This window comes from Streptomyces sp. NPDC088794 (assembly GCF_044750545.1).
Taxonomy (GTDB): Bacteria; Actinomycetota; Actinomycetes; order Streptomycetales; family Streptomycetaceae; genus Streptomyces.
This window is the reverse complement of the sequence record NZ_JBIVKB010000003.1, coordinates 432,348-455,258: the sequence shown is the minus strand read 5'-3', so window position 1 is coordinate 455,258 and position 22,911 is coordinate 432,348. Positions and strand designations below refer to the sequence as shown.

At 70.2% G+C, this 22,911-nt stretch carries 18 protein-coding genes and 1 pseudogene; 11 read left to right on the top strand and 8 right to left on the bottom strand.

Going from position 1 to position 22,911, the window contains the following annotated elements; all coding sequences use genetic code 11:
• Positions 1 to 58: 58 nt before the first annotated feature.
• From ACIP6U_RS11100 to ACIP6U_RS11085, 4 genes are all read right to left on the bottom strand, one after another.
• Positions 59 to 1,135, bottom strand: coding sequence for an iron-siderophore ABC transporter substrate-binding protein (locus ACIP6U_RS11100; protein ID WP_401715046.1), 1,077 nt, complete (start codon positions 1,133 to 1,135; stop codon positions 59 to 61).
• Between the two features lie 46 nt (positions 1,136 to 1,181).
• Positions 1,182 to 3,017, bottom strand: a complete 1,836-nt coding sequence (locus ACIP6U_RS11095) for an ABC transporter ATP-binding protein (protein WP_401715044.1) — start codon at positions 3,015 to 3,017, stop codon at positions 1,182 to 1,184.
• Positions 3,014 to 4,771 (bottom strand): ABC transporter ATP-binding protein, encoded by a 1,758-nt coding sequence (locus tag ACIP6U_RS11090; protein WP_401715041.1) that lies wholly within the window; start codon positions 4,769 to 4,771, stop codon positions 3,014 to 3,016. Before ACIP6U_RS11090 ends, ACIP6U_RS11095 begins: the two co-directional genes overlap by 4 nt.
• Positions 4,772 to 4,948: 177 nt before the next feature.
• Positions 4,949 to 5,380 (bottom strand): MarR family winged helix-turn-helix transcriptional regulator, encoded by a 432-nt coding sequence (locus ACIP6U_RS11085; RefSeq protein WP_401715039.1) that lies wholly within the window; start codon positions 5,378 to 5,380, stop codon positions 4,949 to 4,951.
• A gap of 135 nt (positions 5,381 to 5,515) precedes the next feature.
• On the opposite strand from ACIP6U_RS11085, the gene ACIP6U_RS11080 reads away from it, so the two are divergent.
• Positions 5,516 to 6,928 carry a DHA2 family efflux MFS transporter permease subunit gene (locus ACIP6U_RS11080; RefSeq protein ID WP_401715549.1) on the top strand — a complete coding sequence of 471 codons (1,413 nt, stop codon included), beginning with the start codon at positions 5,516 to 5,518 and terminating at the stop codon, positions 6,926 to 6,928.
• Positions 6,929 to 6,970: 42 nt separating this feature from the next.
• Here ACIP6U_RS11080 and ACIP6U_RS11075 read toward each other — a convergent pair whose 3' ends face one another.
• The gene (locus ACIP6U_RS11075; protein WP_401715037.1) at positions 6,971 to 7,843 is read right to left on the bottom strand and encodes a helix-turn-helix transcriptional regulator; all 873 of its coding nucleotides are present in this window, start codon (positions 7,841 to 7,843) and stop codon (positions 6,971 to 6,973) included.
• Positions 7,844 to 7,948: 105 nt separating this feature from the next.
• Here ACIP6U_RS11075 and ACIP6U_RS11070 point away from each other — a divergent pair, with 105 nt between their 5' ends.
• Positions 7,949 to 8,647: an SDR family NAD(P)-dependent oxidoreductase gene (locus ACIP6U_RS11070; RefSeq protein WP_401715035.1), complete on the top strand. Its 699-nt coding sequence runs from the start codon at positions 7,949 to 7,951 to the stop codon at positions 8,645 to 8,647.
• Positions 8,648 to 8,789: 142 nt separating this feature from the next.
• Here the strand turns inward: ACIP6U_RS11070 and ACIP6U_RS11065 are convergent, their stop codons facing one another.
• Together ACIP6U_RS11065 and ACIP6U_RS11060 are read right to left on the bottom strand one after the other, a co-directional pair.
• Complete coding sequence (locus ACIP6U_RS11065; protein WP_401715033.1) at positions 8,790 to 10,082, bottom strand: ThuA domain-containing protein; 1,293 nt, start codon at positions 10,080 to 10,082, stop codon at positions 8,790 to 8,792.
• 257 nt (positions 10,083 to 10,339) lie between these two features.
• Positions 10,340 to 11,600: pseudogene (locus ACIP6U_RS11060) on the bottom strand (MFS transporter).
• Between the two features lie 83 nt (positions 11,601 to 11,683).
• Between ACIP6U_RS11060 and ACIP6U_RS11055 the strand changes: the two are divergent.
• The 9 genes from ACIP6U_RS11055 (at position 11,684) to ACIP6U_RS11015 (ending at position 22,423) form a co-directional block, all read left to right on the top strand.
• Positions 11,684 to 12,193, top strand: coding sequence for a MarR family winged helix-turn-helix transcriptional regulator (locus ACIP6U_RS11055; protein ID WP_401715031.1), 510 nt, complete (start codon positions 11,684 to 11,686; stop codon positions 12,191 to 12,193).
• Positions 12,194 to 12,369: 176 nt separating this feature from the next.
• On the top strand, positions 12,370 to 13,407 hold the full coding sequence (locus ACIP6U_RS11050) for a LacI family DNA-binding transcriptional regulator (RefSeq protein WP_401715029.1): 1,038 nt from the start codon (positions 12,370 to 12,372) through the stop codon (positions 13,405 to 13,407).
• Between the two features lie 150 nt (positions 13,408 to 13,557).
• Complete coding sequence (locus ACIP6U_RS11045; RefSeq protein ID WP_401715027.1) at positions 13,558 to 14,946, top strand: ABC transporter substrate-binding protein; 1,389 nt, start codon at positions 13,558 to 13,560, stop codon at positions 14,944 to 14,946.
• Between the two features lie 2 nt (positions 14,947 to 14,948).
• Positions 14,949 to 15,866 carry a carbohydrate ABC transporter permease gene (locus ACIP6U_RS11040; protein WP_401715025.1) on the top strand — a complete coding sequence of 306 codons (918 nt, stop codon included), beginning with the start codon at positions 14,949 to 14,951 and terminating at the stop codon, positions 15,864 to 15,866.
• On the top strand, positions 15,863 to 16,801 hold the full coding sequence (locus ACIP6U_RS11035; RefSeq protein WP_401715023.1) for a carbohydrate ABC transporter permease: 939 nt from the start codon (positions 15,863 to 15,865) through the stop codon (positions 16,799 to 16,801). The genes ACIP6U_RS11040 and ACIP6U_RS11035 overlap by 4 nt, the downstream gene beginning before the upstream one ends.
• 49 nt (positions 16,802 to 16,850) lie before the next feature.
• Entirely contained in the window at positions 16,851 to 19,016 is a 2,166-nt protein-coding gene (locus ACIP6U_RS11030) for a beta-galactosidase (protein ID WP_401715021.1), read from the top strand.
• 56 nt (positions 19,017 to 19,072) lie between these two features.
• The gene (locus ACIP6U_RS11025; protein ID WP_401715547.1) at positions 19,073 to 20,827 is read left to right on the top strand and encodes an RICIN domain-containing protein; all 1,755 of its coding nucleotides are present in this window, start codon (positions 19,073 to 19,075) and stop codon (positions 20,825 to 20,827) included.
• Positions 20,828 to 20,950: 123 nt separating this feature from the next.
• A complete protein-coding gene (locus ACIP6U_RS11020) occupies positions 20,951 to 22,195 on the top strand; it encodes an MFS transporter (protein ID WP_401715019.1) in 1,245 nt (414 codons plus the stop codon).
• 57 nt (positions 22,196 to 22,252) lie between these two features.
• Positions 22,253 to 22,423: a hypothetical protein gene (locus tag ACIP6U_RS11015; RefSeq protein ID WP_401715017.1), complete on the top strand. Its 171-nt coding sequence runs from the start codon at positions 22,253 to 22,255 to the stop codon at positions 22,421 to 22,423.
• A 36-nt stretch (positions 22,424 to 22,459) separates the two neighbouring features.
• Here ACIP6U_RS11015 and ACIP6U_RS11010 read toward each other — a convergent pair whose 3' ends face one another.
• The gene (locus ACIP6U_RS11010) at positions 22,460 to 22,888 is read right to left on the bottom strand and encodes a hypothetical protein (protein WP_401715015.1); all 429 of its coding nucleotides are present in this window, start codon (positions 22,886 to 22,888) and stop codon (positions 22,460 to 22,462) included.
• Between the last annotated feature and the right edge of the window lie 23 nt (positions 22,889 to 22,911).

The following is a 22,911-nucleotide window of genomic DNA, read 5'->3' as shown; positions in this document are numbered from 1 at the left end:
GCGCGACGCGAGAGGGGCGAGCCCACGTGGGCCCGCCCCTCTCGCATGTCCGCCGTGCTCAGGACGCCGGCTGCTCGACCTTCGTCGCGGGCTTGCCGTCCACCGCCGCCGCCAACTGCGGCACGAGCCGGTCCAGGACGTAGGGAATGCTCAACACCGTGGACAGGGACACCGCGTTGCCGTAGTCGCTGGTCTCCTTGACGAACACCTCGCGCCCCTGCTTCACGACGTCCAGATCGCCGTACACCTTGTTGCCGTGCAGCTTGGTGACCGCGGTCGTCAGATCCGGCACGATCCACACGGCCACGTCCTGATCGAGCAGGTCCACGCGCTCGTTGCTGATGTTGGCGCCGAACTGGTCCCCGATCAGCTTGTCCAGGTCCGTCGGCAGCGAGAAACCGAGGCCGGACAGCAGCCGGGAGCGCGGGTCCTGGCTGCCGTAGACGAAGGTGCCCTCGTACGGGGTCGCCATGACCGCGGTCGCCCCCGCGAAGGCGGGGTTGGCCTTCTTGGCGGCGGCGAACTTGTCCTCGACCCCCGTCACCAGCTTCTTCGCCTCGTCGGGTTTGCCGAGTGCCTTGCCGATCTCCTCGGTCTGCTCCTGCCAGGGAATGCCGTAGTCGTTGAACTCCTTGGGCTGTGCCACCACCGGCGCGAACTTCGACAGGCTCTCGTACTGGGACTTCGTCAGCGCCGAGTACAGAGCGAGGATGAGGTCCGGCTTGAGCGCGGCGATCTTCTCCACCTGCGGACCGGTGCCGGAGTCCGTGAGCAGCGCGGGCGCCGCCGAACCGCCGAGCTTGTCCTGCGCCCAGGGGCCGACGGCCCCCTTGTAGTCACCGAGCCACTGCGTGGTGGCGACCGGCACCTTGCCCAGGGCGAGTACCGCGTCCTGGTCGGTGAGACCCACGGTGACGATCCGCTTCGGCTCGGACTTGATCGTCGTACTGCCGTACTTGTGCTGGATGGTGACCGGGTACGCGTCGGCCGACACCGTCGACTCGGAAGTGTCGGAGGAACCGGCGGAGCCGGACGAGTCGGAGTCGCTTGAACCGCAGGCGACCGCGCCGCCCAGGAGCAGGACGACTGAGGTGAGAAGTCCGGTCAGCCGGACGGCGGTTCTGGGGCGGGCCATCGAGTGATCCTTCTGTTCGGTACGAGGAGGACGTGCGCGGGGGGTGTCAGTGGGCGGTCCCGGAGGTCCCGTCGGACCGGTTGTCGGACCAGGCACGCCACAGGACCGCGTACGGCCCTTCCGCGGCGAGGAGTTCGGTGTGCGTGCCGTTCTCCACGACGCGTCCCTCGTGCAGGACGACCACGCGGTCGGCGGACGCGGCCTGGCTGAGGCGGTGGGCGACGATCAACGCGGTACGGCCGTCCAGGACGCGCAGCGCGGCCTGTTCGAGCTGCCGCGCGCCCGAACTGCCGGCCTCGGCGGTGGCCTCGTCGAGCACCGCGACCGGCGGATCCGCCAACAGCAGCCGAGCCAGGGCGAGTTGCTGGGCCCGGTCGGCGGTCAGCCGGTGGCCGCCGTCACCGACCACCGTCTCGATCCGCTCGGGCAGGGCGTCGACCCACTCGAGGGCGCCGACCGTGGCCAGCACCTTGCGCAGTTCGTCGTCGTCGGCCTCGGGGCGGGCCAGTCGCAGGTCCTCGGCGAGCGGTCCGGCGAAGACGTGCACCTCCTGGGTGACCAGGGCCACCGAGCGGCCCGCCTCGTCGGGCTCCGCGCCCCCGACGTCGACCCGGCCGACCGCGGGCCGGTGCAGGCCCGCCACCAGCTTGGCCAGGGTCGTCTTGCCGGCCCCCGTCGCGCCGACGAGCGCGACCCGCTCGCCCGGCCGGACCGCCAGGTCGACCTCGTGCAGCACCGGACGGCCCGGCACGTACGCGTGGGAGACCCCGTGCAGGGTGACGGCGGCGGAGTTCGGGGCCGTTGCCCGTACAGGCGCCGTCGGTGTCGTGGGCTCGTCCACCACGCCCACCAGGCGGGCCAGCCCGGCCGTCGCCGACTGGGCGTCGTCAAGGAGCACCAGCGCCGTGTTGACCGGACCGAAGAGGCTGTGGAAGTAGAGCGCCGCGGCCGTGGCGGTGCCCAGGGACACGGAGTCGGCGCGCACCAGCAGGAAGCCCGTCGTCAGCACGGCCGCCAGTCCGGCGTACTCGGCGATGTGCAGCCGGCCGTAGAAGCGCAGCACCAGGCCCACACCCCGCATCGTCAACTCCACGGTCGCGCGCGACCGTTCGGTGACGCGCTCGGTGTGCTCGGCCTGGGTCCCGTAGGCCCGTACGGTCGCCGCGCCCCCGATGGTGTCGAGGAGTTGCTGCTGCTGCGCGCCGGTGGCGATCCGCTCGCGGGCGTACAGCGGCACGGCGTGGCGCACGTACCAGCGGGCCGTGTACGCCTGCACGGGCACCGCGAGGAGCGCGGCCAGCAGGAACCGCCAGTCCAGGACGGCGAGGGCCACGAGGGTCAGCACGATGGACAGGACCGAACGGGCCAGCTCCGGCAGCGCGGTGCGCACCGCCTCGGCGACCCGGGACACGTCCCGGGTGACCCGGGCGTTGAGGTCACCTGACCCCGCCCGCTCCACCCGCTCCAGGGGCAGCGACAGCGCGCGTTCCACGAACCGCTCGCGCAGCCGGGCCAGCACCGTCTCGCCGAGTCGCGACACCAGCGTCATGCCGAGCGCCGTCGTCACGCCCTGGACCACCGCGACGACGGCCAGCGCGACGACGGGGAAGGTGAGGGTGCCGGGCGCGCGGTGCTGGGTGACCAGGTCGACGATGCGGCCCAGCAGGGGCTGGGTGAGCAGTCCGACGGCGGTGGCCAGCACCATGAGCCCGAAGGCGGCCACGGCCAACGCCCGGTGCGGGCGCACCAGTTCGCGTACCGCCGCTCTGGTGCGGGCCGGCGTGGCGGTGGGCAGCAGGGCACGGCCGGTGGCGGGGGAGGGGCCGCCGCCGGTTTCCGTGACCGTCTCCACCGGTTCCGTGGTGGTCGTGTCGGGGATCATGTCAGCACCGCGGTCCGGTAGGTGTCGTCGGTCCGCACCAGTTCCGCGTGCGTGCCCTGGGCGCCGACCCGGCCGCCGTCGAGCAGGATCACCCGGTCGGCGACGGCCAGCAGGGCCGGGCTGTTGGTCACCAGGACCGTGGTGCGGCCCTGTCGGAAGTCCCGGATGCCCTCGGCGATCCGCGCCTCGGTGACCGCGTCGACGGCGGTGGTCGGGTCGTGCACCACGAGCGTCGGCCGCCCGGCCCGCAAGGCCCGGGCGAGCAGGACGCGTTGACGCTGGCCGCCCGACAGGGACCGTCCGCCCTCACCGACGTCGGTGGCCTCGCCGTAGGGCAGCGACCGGGCGACCTCGTCGGCACGGGAGGCGGCCATCGCGCGCAGCGTCTCGGCGTCCAGGGCCGGTTCGGGAGAAGCCGACGAGGCGGAATCCGGGTCTGCCGTCGAGGCGCTGCCCGAAGTCGTCGCCGAGACAGCGATGTTGGCCCCGAGAGTGCCCTCGAACAGGGCCGCGTCGTGGGCGGCGATCAGCACGGCGCGGCGCAACTCCTCCGGGGCCAGGCTGGTCAGCGCCACACCGTCGAGTTCCACGTGACCGGACTCGGGGTCTGCGTCCCGGCCCAGGCAGCGCAGCAGCGCCCGCGCGTCGGCCGGGTCGGTCACCGCGATTCCGGTCAACTGCCCGGCCGGCAGGTCGAGATCGACACCGTCGAGTCCGTCGAGCCGGACGCCCCGCAGTCGCAGGGCGCCGCGCAGCGGGCTCGGCAGCGGCGCGTCCCCGCCGACGACCGCCGGCTCGGCGGCGAACACCGCGGCGATCCGGGCCGCGGAGGCCCGGCCCTGGGCGAGTTCGGTGTTGACCCAGGCGAACACCTCCAGCGGGCCGAGCAGGAACAGCGCGAGGCCCACGGCGGAGACGAGCTGGCCGAGCGTCAACGAACCGTCGAGCGCGAGGCGTCCGCCCACGAGCGCGATCAATGCGATGAAGCCGCCGGTGAGGGCGAGGACGAGGCCGGTCTGCCAGGACTCCGCCCGCGCGGCGCGCAGCGTGGCGACGAGCGAGGCGCGGCTGGTTCGGCGGTAGCGCTCGACGGCCGCCTGCTGTGCGCCGATCCCCTTCAACACCCGTAGCCCGGCCACCAGATCGGCCGCCACCCCGGAGGCGTGTGCGGCCTTCTCCTGCTCCGTCTCGCTGCGGCGTTCCAGCGGCTTGCTCAGCAGATGCCCGCACCACAGCAGGGCGGGCGTCCCGAGCAGGACGATCAGGCCGAGCGGCACGGACATCACCAGCAGCGCCACCGCGCTGACGACCATGCCGACGATCGCCCAGACGCCGCTCATCACGGCCATGGTGACCGCGCCGACGCGCTTCGCGTCCTCCGTGGCCACATTGGCGAGTTCACCGGGCAGCCGGTCGGCCTCGGCACCGCCACGAGGGTCGAGCACTCGCTGCAACAGCGCGACCCGCAGCTCGTGCGCCGTCTCCTCGGCGGCCCGTTCACCGGCCCCGGCGCCGAGCCGGAAGCTCCAGGACAACATCACGTAGACGACGGCGAGTACGCCGAGCCAGAGCGCGAGGAGACCTCCGTCGCGCCGGGCCACCGCCTGGTCGACGACGACACCGATGAGGACCGGCACGAGGGCCTCGCCCACCTGGTGGAACGCGCCGATCGTGCAGGCGTAGGCCAACCGGCGTGCCTGCCCTCTGAGCGAGCGTCTCAGGACGTCCCGCCCCGATGAAACCACTGTCCCCACCAGGCCACCCTCCGGAACCAGCCAACTTAGGCAAGGCTACTCTAAGTAAAGCTGGCCGAGTCAATGCCTGCGGGGCTGACGTGATCAGGCCGAGAGGAGCGGCGCGTTTGGACCGAGGAGGGCGGAGCGGTCGGGCTGAGGGGGAGCGGCGCGCTCAGGCCGAGAAGTCGCAGGCGCTCAGGACGTGGCGGTACGGATGCGCGCCAGGAGATCCCTGAGCTGGGCACGATCCTCCGGGCCGAGCGGGGACATGGCTTCCCCGAGGGCGATCCGGTCCACCTCTTCCGCCTCGCGGTGGCATTCCTCACCCTTGTCGGTGAGGCGCAGCAGGAACGCCCGGCGGTCCTGCGGGTGGCGTACGCGCTCCACCAGACCGTCCCGCTCAAGGCTGTCGACGATGGCGGTGGTGGTGCGCGCGGCGACGCCGGTCATCTCGCTCAAGTCCCGCATCCGCAGCGGCTGTTCAGCTCGGGCGAGCATCCGCAGGGCGCGCAGCCGGGCGACCGAGGCTCCACCGGTCCGCAGCCTGGCCTCCACGAACCGGCGCAGCTGATGGGTCGTCTCGTACAACTCGTCGACCAGTGCGTCGCTGCTGCCCTGCACTGCCATGTCACTCCCCGTTCGCCGAAAACCCAATTCTATGAGCACGCACATAGTGAGTATGCTCAGCATGTGCTGCTGTACCGACACCCCCGTCTGCCCCGCCCCTCCTTCCACCTCAGCCAACGCCTGGTCGTACCGATCATGTGCGTCAGCGTGACGTTCATCGCCATCGTCGACGGAGCGATCACCACGGTGGCGCTGCCCTCGATCGCCCGTCAGTTCCAGTTGACGACGGCCGCGCTGGACGGGGTGGTCGTCGTCTACCCGGTCTGTCTGGCCATGGCCATCCCGGCCTCCGCCTGGCTGGTCGAGCGGTTCGGCGCCAAGCATGTGCTGCTGACCGCGCTGGTCGCCTTCCTCGGCTCGTCGTTGCTGTGCGGCGCGGCCGTCGGCCTCGGCCAACTCGTCGCGTACCGCGCGGCCCAGGGACTGTCCGCCGGAGTGCTCTTCCCGGCCTCGGCGGCCCTGCTCTTCGCGACCTTCGACTCCGGCGAACAGGTGCGGATATCCCGCTACATGATCGTCCCGCAGCAGATCGCCCCGGCCGCCGCCCCGATCCTCGGCGGCCTGCTGGTGGACCACCTCTCCTGGCGCTGGGTCTTCTACGTCAACCTGCCCTTCGGCGTGCCGGCCGTGCTGTTCGGGGCACTGTTCCTGGCCCGGCACCAGGGCCACCGGCCGGGCCGGTTCGACCTGACGGGGCTGCTGCTGAGCGCCGCGGCCCTCGGATCGCTGATGTTCGGGATCTGCGAGGGGCCCAACCGCGGCTGGTCCTCCGTCGGCGTGCTGACCGGCCTCGTCCTGGGCGCGGTCCTGCTCGCCGCCGCCGTCGCCTTCGAACTGCGTACGTCCCAACCGCTCCTGAAGCTGCGTCTGTTCGCCGACCGGCTCTTCCGGGACACCAACCTGATCAACCTCGTGGGCCTGGTGCCGATCCTCGGCGCCATGTACCTCGGCCCGCTCTTCCTCCAACAGGCGCAGGGCCGCAGCGCGGTGGAGTCCGGCACCAGCACCTTCCCCGAAGCCTTCGGTGTCCTGCTGACCGTCCAGGTGGTCGGTGTCCTGTACGCCCGGGTCGGCCCCCGGATCATCGTGGGCTGCGGCCTGGCCGGCGTCAGCGGGGTGCTGCTCCTCTTCGCCGGCTGCCACGCGAGCACGAGCCTGTGGACCTTCCGCCTCTACATGTTCCTGCTCGGCATCGCGATGGGCGGGGTCTTCATGCCGACGACGGTGGCCTCGCTCGCGACCATCGACCGGAAGGACCTGGCACAGGCCTCCATGCTCAACACCGTCGTCCGCCAGACCGGCGGAGCCCTCGCGCCGGCGGTGGTGACCACGGCCCTGGTGCTGAGCACCCCCGCGGCGGCGGTCGCGAACCCGCCCGTGGCCGCCTACCAACACGCCTATCTGGTGCTGGCGGCGATCGCGGCGGTGACGGCGGCCTTCGCGTTCACCATCCCGGATGCCGCTGCCCGAAGCGCCGCAGGTGGTGGCACGAAGACCTTGCGCAGGTCACCTGCTCGTCCGCGCAGGCGGCAGGAGAGCGTGCACTGACGGCTGGCGGCTGGCGGGGCGCCGGCGGACGGCGCTTCCGCCTCAAGCGTGCGCGCGCCCGTCGGCGGCGATCGAGGCGAGTCGGAACTTCGTCTCGTCGGGGCTGCCGGGCGCGGTCGTCATGATCACGATCTTGAGCTCGGAGTCCGTGTCGCTGAGGATGTCGCAGTCGACGGTGACGGGTCCCACCGAGGGATGCTCGATGATCTTGTGGTCCTCGCGGTGGGCGGCGACGGTGCCGGTGGCCCACAGGTCGGCGAACCGCTGGTTGCGCGCGCTCAGCGCACTGATCAGCCCGGCCAGCCGGGCGTCGTGCGGATAGCGCCCGGTGGCCCGGCGCAGGTCGGACACGACGGCGGCGTCGGTGGCCCCGCTGTCGGTCTCGGTCACCGGCCACAGGGCCAGGTGGGCGGGACCCGCGTCCGTAGGGAACCGATCACGGGCGAAGTTGCGCAGGCGGGGCGGAGCGGAGGACGGGTCGCCCAGCAGTGCGGCCCAGCTCCGGTTCCACCAGATCAGCTGCCAGTCCGCCGCGAACACGGCTACCGCGACGTCCCCGAGCCGGCTCAGCACCCGATGGACGCCAGGCGTGATGTGGTCGCGGATCACGCCGTCCGCAGGGGGCGCGAGCCGGGCCAGCCGGTACAGGTGATCCCGCTCGGCGGAGGACAGTTGGAGGGCGCGCGCCAAGGACGCCACCACCGACGCCGAGGGCGTGGTGGCCCGGCCCTGTTCCAGACGTACGACGTAGTCGACCGACACCCCGGCGAGTTCGGCCAGTTCCTCGCGCCGCAGCCCGGTCGCTCGACGGGCCCGGCCCACGGGCAGCGCCGCGGCCGACGGGGGCAGCCGGTCCCGCCAGGTGCGGATCATCGCCCCCAGCCCGGCTCCGGAAGTCGTGGTCATGAAACCCATACTGCTGCACCGCACCCCTGTGGGGGGGAGTCGACGGTGGTACTGCTGCTCCTACCGTCGAGGCGTCCCTGGCCGAGTGCCGTGCACGGGCGAACAATCGACCGCATGACGATCATCTTCATCACCGGAGCCAACAAGGGGCTCGGCCGCGAGACCGCCCGCCGCCTCACCGAACTCGGCCACACCGTGCTGCTCGGCGCCCGCGACCCCGAACAGGGCGCGGAGGCCGCCGCCGCACTCGGCGCGCGCCACGTCCCCATCGACGTGACCGACGACGCGTCCGTCGCCGCCGCGGCCGCGAACGTCGCCGAACACGAGGGCTCGATCGACGTCCTGATCAACAACGCCGGCGTCCACGGCCCCTACGGCGATCCCACCACCCTGACCGGCAGCGACGCCCTGGCCGTCCTCGACGTCAACTTCGCCGGTGTGGTCCGCACGACCACCGCGTTCCTGCCGCTGCTGCGGCGGTCGGCGGACCCCGTCATCGTCAACGTCAGCAGTGGAATGGGCTCGCTCGCCCTCACCCACGACCCGACACGTGTCGAGTCCTCCGTCGTCGCGCCCCTCTACACCGCGTCGAAGGCCGCGCTGACGATGCTGACGACCCAGTACGCGAAGGCCCTGCCGGACATCCGCGTCAACGCCGCCGATCCCGGCTACACGGCGACCGACCTCAACGGCCACAGCGGGCCCCAGACCGTGACCGAGGGGACGGACGCGATCGTCGGCCTGGCGACCGAGAAGCCCGGTGCCGGTTCCGGACGCTTCGTCGACCGGGTCGGCGAGATCGCCTGGTCGTGACCGGGAAGCGTGCGGCCCTGGCCGACGGCGGCTCGAGAACGGCCCGATCCCGTGGCCACCGACTGAACGGCGGACACGGGATCGGGCGACCGGCGGACTGACTCCGGCCGTTGATCAGGGCCTGATGGTCAGGCGTGAACGGTCAGGGCTGGGCGGTCAGTTGGAAGCTCTGCGCGGCGGAGCCGTCGCATGTCCGCTGGGTGAGCTGGACGCTGTTGGTGGCGGCGGTGGAGGCGGTCAGGCACTTTCCGCTGTGCCGCGCGGCGAAGTGGTAGTTGCCGCTGGCTTCCTTCACCGGCTGCCACTGCTGGTTGGTGCCGCTGGAGTAGGCCCACAGTTGCAGGGGCGCGTTGTCGGCCGTGGAGCGCTCGGCGACGTCGATGACCTGTGCCGGATTGCTGCGGGCGTTGATCCGCACGTATCCGCTGTCGGTGCCGACGAACTGGAACTGCTGGGCCGCGGTGGAGTTGCAGGCGTACTGCTGGATGACGGTCCCGTTGGCCGTGGCGGCCGCGCGGGCGTCGACGCAGGTGCTGTTGCCGCCGTTGCGGACGCTGTACCAGTTGGTCGAGGGGATCCCGTCCCCGGGCGGTGTGGTGGACGACGAACCGCCCAGCCACTTCAGCCCGTCCAGCAGGAACCTGTTCTGCGTCGCGCTGGCGAACGTCGACGACAGCGTGGTGTTGGTGTCGTAGTTCATCGCGTTGTGGCCGAAGTTGGCGTACAGCATCTTGTAGTTCGTGTTCGTCCACAGGATCGGGTAATACCCGCTGTACCAGGTCTGGTTGGGGTCGGTGCCGAGCGGGAAGCTGCTGGGGTCGATGGACGCCAGGATCTTGATGGCGGGGTTCGTGCGCAGGTCGTTGGACCAGCTGTACCACTCGCTGACGGACGAGGTGAAGGTCGTCGGCAGGTTCACCGTCGAGGGGTGCGTACGGTCCTCCACCTTCAGTACGGCGGTGGTCGGCCCCCAGGTGTTCGAGCGGAAGTTGCCGCTGCCCAGGAACGTGTTGTGGTACCACGACCAGCTCGCCGCGTTGGTGGTGAAGGCCGACACGTGGAAGCCCATCCACGCCCCGCCGTTGCGCATGTAGTTCTCAAAACCCGTGCGCTGGGCGGCCGTCTGCGGCAGGTCGTCGAGGAAGAGGACGACCTGGTAGCTGTTGACGCCGCCGTTGGCGAGGAGGTCCCAGTTGTTGCTGGACGTGTAGGTGAAGCCGTTCGCGGCCGCCTGCTGCGGGAACCAGGTGTTGGCCTCGTGGACGAAGCTGATGTGGGCGGCATCCCAGGTGCCGTTGTAGAGCGCGAGGACGCGGAACGGCTCCGCCGCCGGTGCGGCCTGCGCGGGCGGCTGTGCCAACAGGCTGGTGAACGCCGTGAGGAGGAAGGCCAGCCACAGCGCGACGCGTGCGGTACCGGATCTCACCTGTTGCATCGAAGTTCCCTTCATGAACGGCCCGGAGGCGGGGGGTGTGCCGCCGCTCGGCGGCATCAGGGCGTGAACGAAGGGGTTCACATATATGAGTGCTGGATGTGTCCGTAGAGGTCGCTGGGCCGTGAACCTAAAGGTCTGAACCAGACACGTCAAGAGGTGGCACCGGGAAACTCCTCTGCTGGGCAGGGGAGTTCAGCACTTGAAGGCAGACGGTTCGCCGCTGCGGGTGTGCGCGCGGTGCCGGCGGGTTCCGCGCGTCAGATCGCGCCCGGGCCTTCGTGGTGCGCGCCGACGGCCGTGCGCGGCAGGGCCAGGCACAGCACGGCGCAGACCACCAGAGCGCCCACGGCCCATGGACCGGCGTGGTGGATGCCGTCCGTCAGGCCGGTGGAGATGTTCGAGAGGAAGACGTTGCCGATGACCGCGACACCCAGCGCGCCGCCGAACTGCTGGGCGGTGGAGAAGACGCCCGAGGCGCCGCCGGCGATCCGCTCGGGCACGGCCGACAGCACGATGTTCGCGAGTGGGACGACCAGGAACCCGAGTCCCGCGCCGGCGACCAGCAGGCCGGGTACCAGCGGCCAGGCGCCGGTGTGGGCGGAGGCGGCGTGCTCGATGGCGTACTGGACCCAGAAGAACCCGCCCGCCATGACCAGTCCGCCCACCGGCAGGACGACTCGCCCGAACTTCACCACCAGGCCGTCGGCCATCGGCGCGGTGATGAAGGTGCCGCCGCTGAACGCGACCATCAGCACCCCGGCCTGGGCGGGGGAGTAGCCCTGCCCGGACTGGAGCCAGATGGTGAACGTCAGCATGAAGCCGGACATGGCACCGTAGAACAGCAGTCGGATCAGCAGGCCCGCGCTGAACGCCCAGTTGCGGAACAGGCTCGTCGGGAGCACCGGGTCGGGTGAACGCCGTACCGACTGCACGACGCTCGGCAGCACAAACCCCGCCACCCCGCCGGCCAGGCAGAACCAGCACCACAGCGGCCAGCCGTTGGCGCGGCCCTCGACCAGCGACAGCACGACGGCCACCAGCGACGCGGCCGGCACGAGATTGCCGAGGAGGTTGACGCGCCCGGGCGCACGCTCTCGGGAGCCGGGGATCCACAGCGCGCCGAGCACCAACATCAGGGCGGCGAGGGGGAGGTTGACCGCGAAGATCGTGCGCCGGCCCCAGCCGAACAGGTGCCAGTCCGTCAGTACGCCGCCCAGCAGGACGCCGGTCGCCACCGCGATCCCGGCGATCGCGCCGTAGATCGCGAACACCTCGCCGCGCTCGGCGCCGGTGAACATCGTCCGCAGCGACCCGAGGCATGATGACCGCCGCCGCCACGCCCTGCACCGCGCGAGCCGCGACGAGTTGACCCGGGCCGGTGGCCACCGCACTGGCCAGGCTTGCTAAGGCGAAGCCCGCGACGCCGGTCAGGAACAGCGCCTTGCGCCCGAACCGGTCTCCGAGATGCCCCGAGATGATCAGGATCGCGGCGAAGCCCAGCAGATAGGCCGACACCATCCACTCCAACTGCGCCGGATCCGCGTGCAGTGACTTGAAGCTCGTGTATCTCGACTATCGAGCTGTCTCTGGTATGGAGGGAGATGCCTCGATTGTCAAACGAAATGGAGCGGGTCCTCGCTGACCTGGGCGAAGTCATCCAGGGCTACCAGTCCGCAGTCGATGACTACGACCGCGAGACCGCCCGGCTCCTCGGCGTGAACGAGACCGATCTGCGCTGCCTGGAGCTCCTGCTCGGCGCCGGCGAACTCTCTCCGCGCGAACTCAGCACCCGCCTGGGCCTGACCACCGGCAGCGTGACCGCCATGCTCGACCGCCTGGAGAACCTCGGCCTGCTCAACCGCACCCCGCATCCGGTCGACCGCCGCAAGACCGTCGTGCGGGTGACCCCGGAGGGCGCCCGGCGCTGCTACGAGCTCATCGCCCCGCACAGAGAGGACAGCACGAAGGAAATCAGCGCGAAGTACAGCGTCGAGCAGTTGCGGCTCGTCATCGACTTCCTGCGCGCGAACACGGCCATCCAGACCCGCCACATCGAGCGTCTGCGGGCCATGGTCGCTCCCAAGCAGCACCGCGGGCGCCGGGGCAAGTAGCGCCGCGCGTCGGTGGGGGCGGAGAGTCCCCCTGGGTCGGGTCCTCCATTACGGAGATGTTGCGCGAAGTCTTGACGCCTCCCTCCTCGTTGCGTAGATATGACTGCGCAGTCATGACAGCGCAGTCATACACCGGACTGGGACTAGGATTCGACTGCCGAAGATCGGGAGACGCCATGGCACCAGGGGCAGGGCGCGGCGCGGGGGCCGCGCCGCGCAGTGTGGATGTGGCGCGCCTCGCTGGCGTGTCGCAGAAGACGGTGTCCCGGGTCATGAACGACGAGCCGTACGTCTCAGAAGACGTACGCCGTCGGGTCCTGGCGGCGGCCGAAGAACTCGGCTACCGCTCGAACAACGCGGCCCGCGCCCTGGCCTCCGGCCGCACCAGGTCCATCGGCGTCGTCACGCTCGGCACCGCCCTGTACGGTCCGGCCTCGCTGCTCATGGGCGTCGAGCGGGCCGTGCGGGACACCGGCTACGCGCTCCGCGTGGTCAACACCATGGAGGGCGAGACGGCAGGCATCGCCGGAGCCGTCGACTCGCTCCTGGACCAGGGCGTGGACGGCATCGTCATCTCCGAGCCGATCGACGAGGAGGGCGGCGCGGTTCTCTCCGCCCGGCTCGACGTACCGGTCCTCGTCCTCGGCGCACCCCCGCCCTTCGCCGCACCCCACGTCGTGACGGCCGGCATCGTCTCTCACCAGATGGCGCGCGCGGCCACGGATCACCTGTTGGAACTGGGCCACACCACGGTCCACCATCTGGCGGGTCCCCAGCGCTGGTACTCGGCGCGGGATCGCCTTGAAGGCTGGCGTGCCGCGCTCGCCGCGCGCGGGCGGGCGGAACCGGCGGTCGTGCAGGGCGACTGGTCGGCGGCGTCCGGCTACGCGGCCGGTCGTGAACTGGTTGCCGACCCTGCGGTGACCGCCGTGTTCGCCGCCAACGACGACATGGCGATCGGGCTGATGCGGGCGCTGGCCGAAGCGGGGCGGCGTGTTCCGGAGGACGTCAGTGTGGTCGGTTTCGATGACACTCCGGTCGCCGCGTATGTGACTCCGCCGTTGACGACTGTGCGGCAGCCGTTCGATGCGATGGCGCAGGACGGTTTGAAGCTTCTGGTTCATGCCATCGAGAACCTTGATGCGGATCCGTTGCCGATGGCTGATCCGCCTGTTGAGCTCGTCGTCCGTGCCTCGTCGGCGGCGCCGCGCTAAGAGCTCCGGTGGGTCTGCTGTTCTTCTGCAGGCCGGTGGGGGCTGGTCGCGCAGTTCCCCGCGCCCCTGAGGGGCGCCTCCCATCACGCCACTTTCAGCACGCCGTCGGTCGGTGTGCCGGTTCCTCGTACCCTCTCTCGGGAGTTCAGCATGTCCGGAATCCTCTCCAACTCGTCCTCCTCTCTCAGTCGTCGAGGCTTTCTCGCCGGCACCGGTGCGTTGTCGCTTGCCGTCACTCTGTCCGGCTGTGGTGGGGACGGCGGCGGTACTGGTGGCTCGTCGACCAAGGCGGTCAGCCAGGCCGACATCGACAAGGCCATGAAGACGCCGACCCAACTGACGTTCTGGACCTGGGTTCCGAACATCGACAAGGAGGTCGCGCTCTTCGAGAAGAAGTACCCGGCCGTGAAGGTCAAGGTCGTCAACGCCGGGCAGGGCACGCCCCAGTACACGAAGCTGCGGACCGCGCTCAAGGCGAACAGTGGTGCCCCGGACATGGTGCAGATCGAGTTCCAGGCGATCCCGACGTTCACCATCACCGACAGTCTGCTCGACCTCCGTCCGTACGGCGCCTCCGCGCTCAAGTCGACGTTCGTGGACTGGACCTGGGGGCAGGTCAGCGGCAGTGGCGGTGAGGTGTGGGCGATACCGCAGGACACCGGTCCGATGGGCATGCTGTACCGCAAGGACATCTTCGACCAGCACGGCATCCAGGTCCCCACCACCTGGGACGAGTTCGCGGCCGCCGCCCGCAAGCTCCACAAGGCCGACCCGGACGTCTACCTCACCAACCTCGCCGCCAACCAAGTCGCCGCCTGGCACGGCCTGTTGTGGCAGGCGGGCGCCAAGCCGTACGTCACCTCCGGCAGGAGCGACATCACCGTCAGCGTCGACGACGCGGTCTCCCAGAAGCTCGGCGCGTACTGGGGCGGACTCGCGAAGGACGGCGTGATCGGCGTCGAGCCGGACTTCACCGACGCCTGGTACGCGGCCCTCAACAAGGGCAAGTACGCCACCTGGTTGACCGGCGCCTGGGGTCCCGCCTTCCTCTCCGGCTCCGCCAAGGCCACCGCCGGCAAGTGGCGTGCCGCCCCGCTGCCGCAGTGGGACGCCGCCAAGCCCAGCTCGGGCAACTGGGGCGGCTCCACGACCGCCGTGATCCGCTCCACCAAGAACCCCATCCAGGCAGCCGTGTTCGCGCAGTTCCTCAACAGCGATCCCACCAGCGCCAAGATGTTCGCCACCGAACAGTTCTTCTTCCCGGCGACCAAGACCCTGCTCGGCGAGGCGAGTTTCCTCGGTGACGCGCCCGCGTTCTACGGCGGCCAGAAGGTCAACCAGGTCTTCGCGGACATCAGCGCCCAGGTCGACCCCGCCTTCCAGTGGCCGCCGTTCCTCGACCGGGTCGCCACCGACTGGACGGAGACCGTCGGCAAGTCCCTCGCCGACAAGTCCGACACCGTCCGCGCGCTCGGTTCCTGGCAGTCGCGCATCACGACCTTCGCCAAGAGCCAGGGCTTCACGGTCAAGGGAGGCTGACTATGGCCACCACCACGGCGGACGCCCGCACCAAGGCCCCACCTCGCCCCCGCCGGCGGCACGGCACGGCTGGAGCCCTGTTCATCGCCCCCTTCATGGCGCTGTTCCTGCTCCTCTTCCTGGCTCCGCTCGGCTACGCCGCCTACCTGAGTCTCTTCCAGGAAAAGCTCATCGGCGGCTCGACGTTCGTCGGCCTGGACAACTACGTGACCGCCCTCAAGGACCCCCAACTCCTCAAGGGCATAGGCCGCGTGGCCCTGTTCTTCCTCGTCCAGGTCCCCGTGATGCTCCTGCTCGCCCTGTGCTTCGCCCTCGCGCTGGACAGCGGCCTGCTCCGCCTCGCCCGCGTGATCCGCCTCGGCATCTTCGTCCCGTACGCCGTCCCCAGCGTGATCGCCACCCTCATGTGGGGCTACCTCTACGGCCCCGACTTCGGCCCCTTCGCCCAGATCAGTCACGACCTCCACCTGCCGGCCCCGCACTTCCTCTCCGACAGCTGGATGCTCGGCAGCCTTGCGAACATCGTGACCTGGGAGTTCGTCGGCTACAACATGATCATTCTGTACGCCGCCCTGCGCACCATCCCCGCCGAGCTGTACGAGGCGGCCGCCATGGACGGCGCAGGCTCCTGGCGCATCGCCTGGTCGATCAAACTCCCGGCGCTGCGACCGGCGTTGACCCTCACCCTGCTCTTCTCGGTGATCGGCAGCTTCCAGCTCTTCAACGAGCCGAACCTGCTGATGAAGGTCGCCCCGGACGTCATCTCCAGCTCCTACACCGCCAACCTCTACGCCTACTCCGTCGCCTTCATCAGCCAGCAGACCAACTACGCGGCCACGGTGTCCTTCATCCTCGGTCTGGTCATCGTGGTCGTGTCGTACGCCTTCCTGCTCACGGCGAACCGCAGGAGGACCTCATGACCACCGTGACGCGCACAGCCTCAACAGCCGGGGCGGCGAAGCGACTTCCCGCCGAGGCCCGCCCACGCCACCGATCGGCCTCCGGCCGCCGCCGGAGCACCCCGCTCACGATCGCGATGCTGGCCGCCCTGGCGTACTTCCTGCTGCCCCTGTTCTGGCTGCTGGTCGCCTCGACCAAGAGCACCCAGGACCTGTTCAACACCTTCGGACTGTGGTTCTCGCACGCCCCGCAGCTCCTGTCGAACGTCAAGGCCACCTTCACGCAGGACGACGGCGTCTACGGACGCTGGCTTCTCAACACGGTCCTGTACGCCGGGGTCAGCGCACTCGGCGCCGCGCTGCTCGCCGCGGCCGCCGGCTACGGCTTCGCCAAGTACCGCTTCCGCGGCCACGGCGCCGCCTTCAACCTGGTCCTCGGCGCCATCATGATCCCGACCACCGCCCTGGCGATCCCCACCTACCTGCTCTTCGCCAAGGCGGGCCTGGTCAACACCCCTTGGGCCGTCATCCTGCCCTCCCTCATCAGCCCGTTCGGCCTCTACCTCATGCGGATCTACGCCGAGGACGCCGTCCCCGACAGCCTCATCGAGGCCGCCCGCATGGACGGCGCCGGAGAGTTCCGGATCTTCTGCACGATCGGGCTACGGCTGCTCGCCCCCGGCCTGGTGACCGTCATCCTCTTCACGCTGGTCGCCACCTGGAACAATTACTTCCTGCCGCTGATCATGCTCAACGACCCGAACCTGTACCCCATCACGGTCGGGCTCGCCCGCTGGGCCGACCAGGCCCAGAACGGCGGCGCCGGAGCCAGCAGCGACATGCTCGCCCTCGTCGTGACCGGGTCCCTGATCTCGATACTCCCGCCCGTCCTGGCCTTCCTGCTGCTCCAGCGGTACTGGCAGAGCGGCCTGGCCACCGGCGGCGTCAAGCAGTAGCCCCTCCCCGGTATCACCCCAACACCCCCTGCGTTCCGGAGGTTTGTCCATGGCGGATCTGCCCGCCCGCGTTCTGTTCGGCGCCGCCTACTACCACGAGTACCACCCCGCCTACGGGCCCGACGTACGGCCCGACGAGCAGCTCAAGACCGACCTCGACCTCATGGCCGACGCGCACTTCACCGTCATCCGGGTCGGCGAGTCCGTCTGGTCGACCTGGGAACCCGAGAACGGCCGCTTCGAACTCGACTGGCTTCAGCCGGTGTTGGACGGCGCCCACGAACGCGGCATCTCCGTCATCCTCGGTACCCCCACCTACGCCGTACCGCCGTGGCTGGCCCGGCAGTACCCGGAGATCACCGGCGAGCGGCGCAGCGGCGAGCGCATCGGCTGGGGCGCCCGGCAGGAAGTCGACTTCACCCACCCGGCGTTCCGTTTCCACGCCGAGCGGATCATCCGCGAGATCGTCGCCCGGTACGCCGACCACCCGGCCGTCATCGGCTTCCAGGTCGACAACGAACCGGGTCTGGAGCTGTTCCACAACCGCGGCGTCTTCCAGCGCTTCACCGATCACCTGCGGGCCAAGTACGGGGACGTGGAGACCCTCAACCGCGAATGGGGACTGGTGTATTGGTCCCATCGCCTCTCCACGTGGGCCGACCTGTGGACGCCCGACGGCAACGTTCAGCCCCAGTACGACGTCGCCTGGCGGGAGTTCCAGGCCCGCCAGTGCACCGAGTTCATCGGCTGGCAGGCCGACATCGTCCGCGAGTACGCCCGCCCCGAGCACTTCGTCACCACCTGTATCTCCTACACCCGCCCGGCGGTCGAGGACGACGAGCTCACCGACCGCCTCGACATCGCCACCGGCAACCCGTACTACGACATGCAGGACGGCCTCCTCCTGCCCGACCCCACCCCGGACTCCCACGAACAGAAGTGGAAGACCACCGGCGTCTGGTCCCTCCTCCAGACCGCCGACTGGATGTTCTCCTCCCGCCAGGAGCCGTTCCTGGTCACCGAGACCAACGCCAACTCCATCGGCATGGCCTGGGACAACCGGCCCGCCTACGACGGCCAGTGGCGCCAGGCCGCCTGGGCCCTCGTCGGCCGCGGCGCCCGCATGATCGAGTACTGGCAGTGGCAGACCCTGCGCTTCGGCGCGGAGACCTACTGGGGCGGAGTCCTCCCGCACAGTGGCCGACCGGGCCGCACGTACGCCGAACTGGCCCGGCTGGGGGAGGAGTTCGAGGCCGCGGGCCCGCTCGTGGCGGGGCTCGATCCGGACGCCGACCTCACGATCGTCTACTCCACCCCCAGCAAGTGGCTGATGCAGAAGCACCCGCCCCTCGCCACCCCGGACGGCGAGCCGGACCCCGCCGCCTACCACCGCATCCTCGACCCCTTCTACCGCGGGGCCTTCGACGCCGGCCGCCAGGTCCGTATCGTCCACGCCCGCCAACTGCACGACCCGCGCGGCGAACGGGCGGGCCTGCCACCGGAGGAGGCAGCGAGCCGCCACCCCGTTCTCGTCGTCCCCGCCCTCTACCTCGCGGACGACTCCACGCTCGACTGGTTCGCCGCCTACGCGCAGGCCGGTGGCCACCTGGTCCTTGGACCCCGCACCGGCTACGCCGACCACGAGGCACGGGCCCGGCACGAACCGGCGCCCGCGCGCCTCACGTCCGCCGCGGGCGTGTCGTACGACGAATTCAGCAACCTCACGCAGGCGGTGCCCGTCCGGTCCGCGCCCAGCAGTCCCCTCCCGCTGCCGGTGACCGCGACGGCGACGCACTGGGTGGACGGGCTGACCGTCACGGACGCCCAGGTCCTCGCCGCGTACGAGCACCCGCACTTCGGCCGCTGGCCTGCCGTGACCACTCGCCGCCATGGGGAGGGCCGGGTCACGTATGTCGGTACCGTTCCCGGCCGCGATCTCGCTCGTGCTCTGGCCGAGTGGCTGGTGCCGATCGCCGGCAACGGGTGGGGCGATCTGCCGGTCTCGGTGACGGCGACGACCGGCACCTCGCCAGACGGCCGCAGGGTGCACATCGTCCACAACTGGAGCTGGGAGCAAGCCCGTTCGGCGGTGCCGGTCGACCTCGTCGACGCGCTGAGCGGCACGTCTCTGCCCGCGGGCACGGTGCTGGACCTCGGCCCGTGGGACGTACGCGTACTCGTTTCCCCGATGGACCCGTCGCAGTCAAAGGAGTAGCTGTGCGAAGAAGCAGAGCGGTGAAGGTGCTGGGCACGTTCGTCGGGGCCGGCGCGATGCTGGCGATACCGATGACGGCCGGCGCACAGGCCTACAACCCGACGGGCGGAATCCTCTATCAGCTCGGGAACGAGCCGTGCCTGAAGGGGCGGGGCAACTGCGCCGTGTACCCGAAGTCCGCGCAACTGCCCAGTGGACGTCTGGTGGCGTCGTTCGAGAAGTCCACCGTCGTACCGGCCACCGGCAGCGCCGATGGACAGACGCTCCCGGTCTACAAGAGCGACGACGACGGAACGAGCTGGCAGCCGCTGTCGGAGGTCAAGGCTCCCGCGTACCTCTCCAAGGACCCCAAGTACGCGAAGTACACGAGCAATTGGACCAACCCCTACCTCTACACGCTGCCGCAGAACGTCGGAAAGCTGAAGCGGGGCACGCTGCTTCTCGCGAGCGTCGTGTCGGGCGACGACCAGTACTACAAGGAGCACAAGGCGGCCGACCCCAACTGGACGCCCAACAACGACGGTGACCGCAGCGACCTGGCCATCGCGCTGTACTCCAGCACGGACCAGGGGACGTCGTGGAAGGTCGTCAACGTCATCGCGACCGGCGGCCGGCAGGGCGGCAGCGCGGGCGCGATCGGACAGAACGTCGCCGCGGCCAACACGACCAAGCAGGTGGATCCCCTCTGGGAGCCCTATCTGATGGTCTACAAGGGCAAGTTGGTCTGCTACTACTCCGACGAGAACGACTACACGGGCTTCGACCCGACCACCGGCGCCCCCACCCTGGACCCCGCGAACGACACCGCCCCCGACTCGCACGGCCAGATCCTCGCCCACAGGACCTGGGACGGCCGCAGCCCGCACTGGAGCGGACCCGTCGTCGACGTCGCGGGACTCACCCAGACCATGGGCGGCGGCAAGACGGAGATCGGTGGCGGCCGGCCGGGCATGACGAACGTCGTCGGGACCACGGACGACAAGTGGCTCCTCACCTTCGAGTACTGGGGCGGGGGAGCCAACACGCGGTACGTCGTCGCCGACAACCCGCTGAAGTTCTACCGCAGTTCACCGACCGGCGACGCCATCACCTCGCTGCCGGTCGACACCGGTTCCCGTGCGCTCGCGACGGGCGGCAGCCCGGTCGTCATCGAGCTTCCCGACGGGCGCCTGGTCTACAACGCGGCGGGCAGCGGCAACGTGTGGGTCAACAAGAGCGGTCGCAGCGACGGCGTCTGGAAGGAGTACCAGACCACCTCACGCGCCGGCTACAGCCGCGACCTGCAATACGTCGCCGGCACCGGCCGTATCGCGATCCTCAACAACCAGGGCACGTCCACGATCGCCTTCGCCGAGGTCGACCTCGGGCGATCGAAGGGCGCCTACCACCGGTTGGTGAACCAGAAGACCGGCCAGGTGATCGGCACCGGGAGCAAGACCAACGACGCGAACATCGGCAACGCGGACGTACCCGATGTCGTCCTGGAGGACCGCGGTTCCGCCTCGGACCCGGACACCCAGTACTGGCACGTGGTGACCGAGCCGAACGGCGGGGTGTCGCTGCTGAACAGGTCGGGCGGCCGTGCGGCGGCGATCTGGACCGGCAACGCCACGGTCGGCCAACGGATCGGCCAGTGGGTCGACAACAGCGCCACCGGCAGCTGGAACCTGGTGGCCACCGGCCACGGCTTCTACAAGCTGCAATCGGTCAAGAACACGGGCCTGTACCTCACGGGCGCCTCCGAGGACGCACCGCTGACCCTCCAGAACGCGACGACGGACGGCTCACAGGAGTGGAGGCTCGTCCCGTAGCGAGAAGACCCCGCACTGTGGTGACACGCGGGTTCGCTCGCTACGCTGCGAAGCAGAATCGGGATCGTCAACGCGCCGGTGGCTGGGTAGCGCGTCTCTCTGACGTGCTCATTGGAGACGCCCATGGCGTACCGGTCCCTTCTGCGTGTCCCCGGTGCGGGGTTCTTCCCCTTGGGATTCCTGGCCCGGCTTCCCTACGCGACGTCGACCCTCGCGACACTCATCCTCGTCCGGGCCGCCTCCAGCAGTTACGCCTTCGCCGGCCTCGCCGCGGCAGCCCAGGGCATCGCCACCGCTGTCGGCGGTCCGGTCCTCGGAGCGCTGTCCGACCGCCACGGTCACCGCTCGGTCGGGGTGGCCGCGGCAGTCGCCAACATCGTCGCCCTGACAGGCCTCATCGCCGCGAGCCACGCCGACCGCGTGAGCATGCTCGCGGCAGCGGCCCTGGTCGGCCTGACCCAACCGCCGGTCGGTCCTTTGGTACGCGTGCACTGGTCACGCCTGCTGCACGCACGCGACCGGCACGCACTCATGCCCACCGCGCTGTCGTACGAAGCGACCGCCGATGAGACGAGCTTCGTCGTCGGACCCGCGATCGTCGGACTGCTCACCCCGATCGGACCGGCGGCGCCGACCATGGGGGCCATCGCCCTGCTGGCTCTGGCCACCCTGCCGTTCGCGCTGTCCCTCAGCCGGCGGGACGGCACGCGGCCGACGACACCGAAGGCGACCAGAACTCCCTTGCCGCGACGCCCACTTGCCGCCATGTTTCTCGCCATGGCCGCGATGGGCGCCGTGTTCGGTGCGGTGCAGACCGGCGTCACCGCCTACGCCGACGGGAGCGGGCGCCCCGGCACCGCCGGACTCCTCTACGCCGTCTTCGGTATCGGAAGCGCTCTGGCCGGCGCCGCCTGCGCCTGGCTGCCCGCGCGATTCGCACCGCGCCATCGCTATGCGACCTTCGCGGCCACCCTGTTGCTGGGCGGGCTGATCCTTGTCGCCGGGGACGGACTGCACGCCGTCCCCGCCGCCGTGGCCGTCGCCGGCATCACCGTGGCGCCCTACATGATCAGTCTCTACACCCTCACCGAACAGCTCGCGCCGCCTGACCGGGCCACCGTCACGATGACGATCGTGTGCGGCGCCGGACCCCTCGGTACCGCGGCCGGACAGGCGGTGGCCGGGTCGCTCGCCGACGGTCACGGAAGTGCCGGAGCGTTCTTCGTGGCGCCGATCGCGGCAACAGCGGCACTGCTGCTCGCACTTGGACTGCTGTGGGCGGACCGAGGGCGGGGCGTGTGGCTCGTGGCTGGTTCAGGTGCGAATGCGGGGGAACTCGAAGTGCACAAGCAATCGGCATCCACATGAGCAATCGGCAGCTATGACCAATTCAGGCGGCCGCAACGGAAGCGGTGGTGTTCTGGCATGGTTCTTTTCCTGCTTCTCGTCCTGATCGCCGTCATTCTGGGAATTGTCGGCGTCGCCGCGAGCGGGTTGGGCTACCTGCTGGCGATCGGCGTCGCGGTCCTGGTGGCCGCGCTCGCCCTTGTCGCCGTGCGCTGGTCCCGGCGCGTCGGTCGCCGCCCCATCCGATAGAGGGCTCCGTCCTTCTGGGCAGGATCCCCTCGATGGCTAGGCGGGCTTGCCCAGGGACCAGCCCGACACGTCCGTCAGGCGGCCGCGCCACAACGGCATGTGCACGGGCTCGCCTGCGGTGACTCCGGTGGCATCACGCAGATGGATCCACTGAGGCAGCCGCTGCGGGGTGTCGTGCCCCTGCCTGTCGACGACCGCTTGGTCCACTTGTTGCGGAAAGAGCTCGAGCAGGTCGGCGCCCGGGCCGTCGATACCGCGCAGGCTGCGTGCCCACTCGGCCGTCCAAGCCTCGTGGGAGATCAGATCGCCGTAGAGGAAGCCACCGCCGACGACCAGCGTCAGCGGCAGCGTCGCCCGGTCGTCCTGTCCGATCAGCCGTATCAGCATCTGCAGTTGTAGATCCGGTACGGGCTCGGTCACGACCGGCGCGGCCGGCTGGTGCAGGGGGTCGTGCTCAGTGGTCATGTGCGGTGGTCCTTCTGACGCTG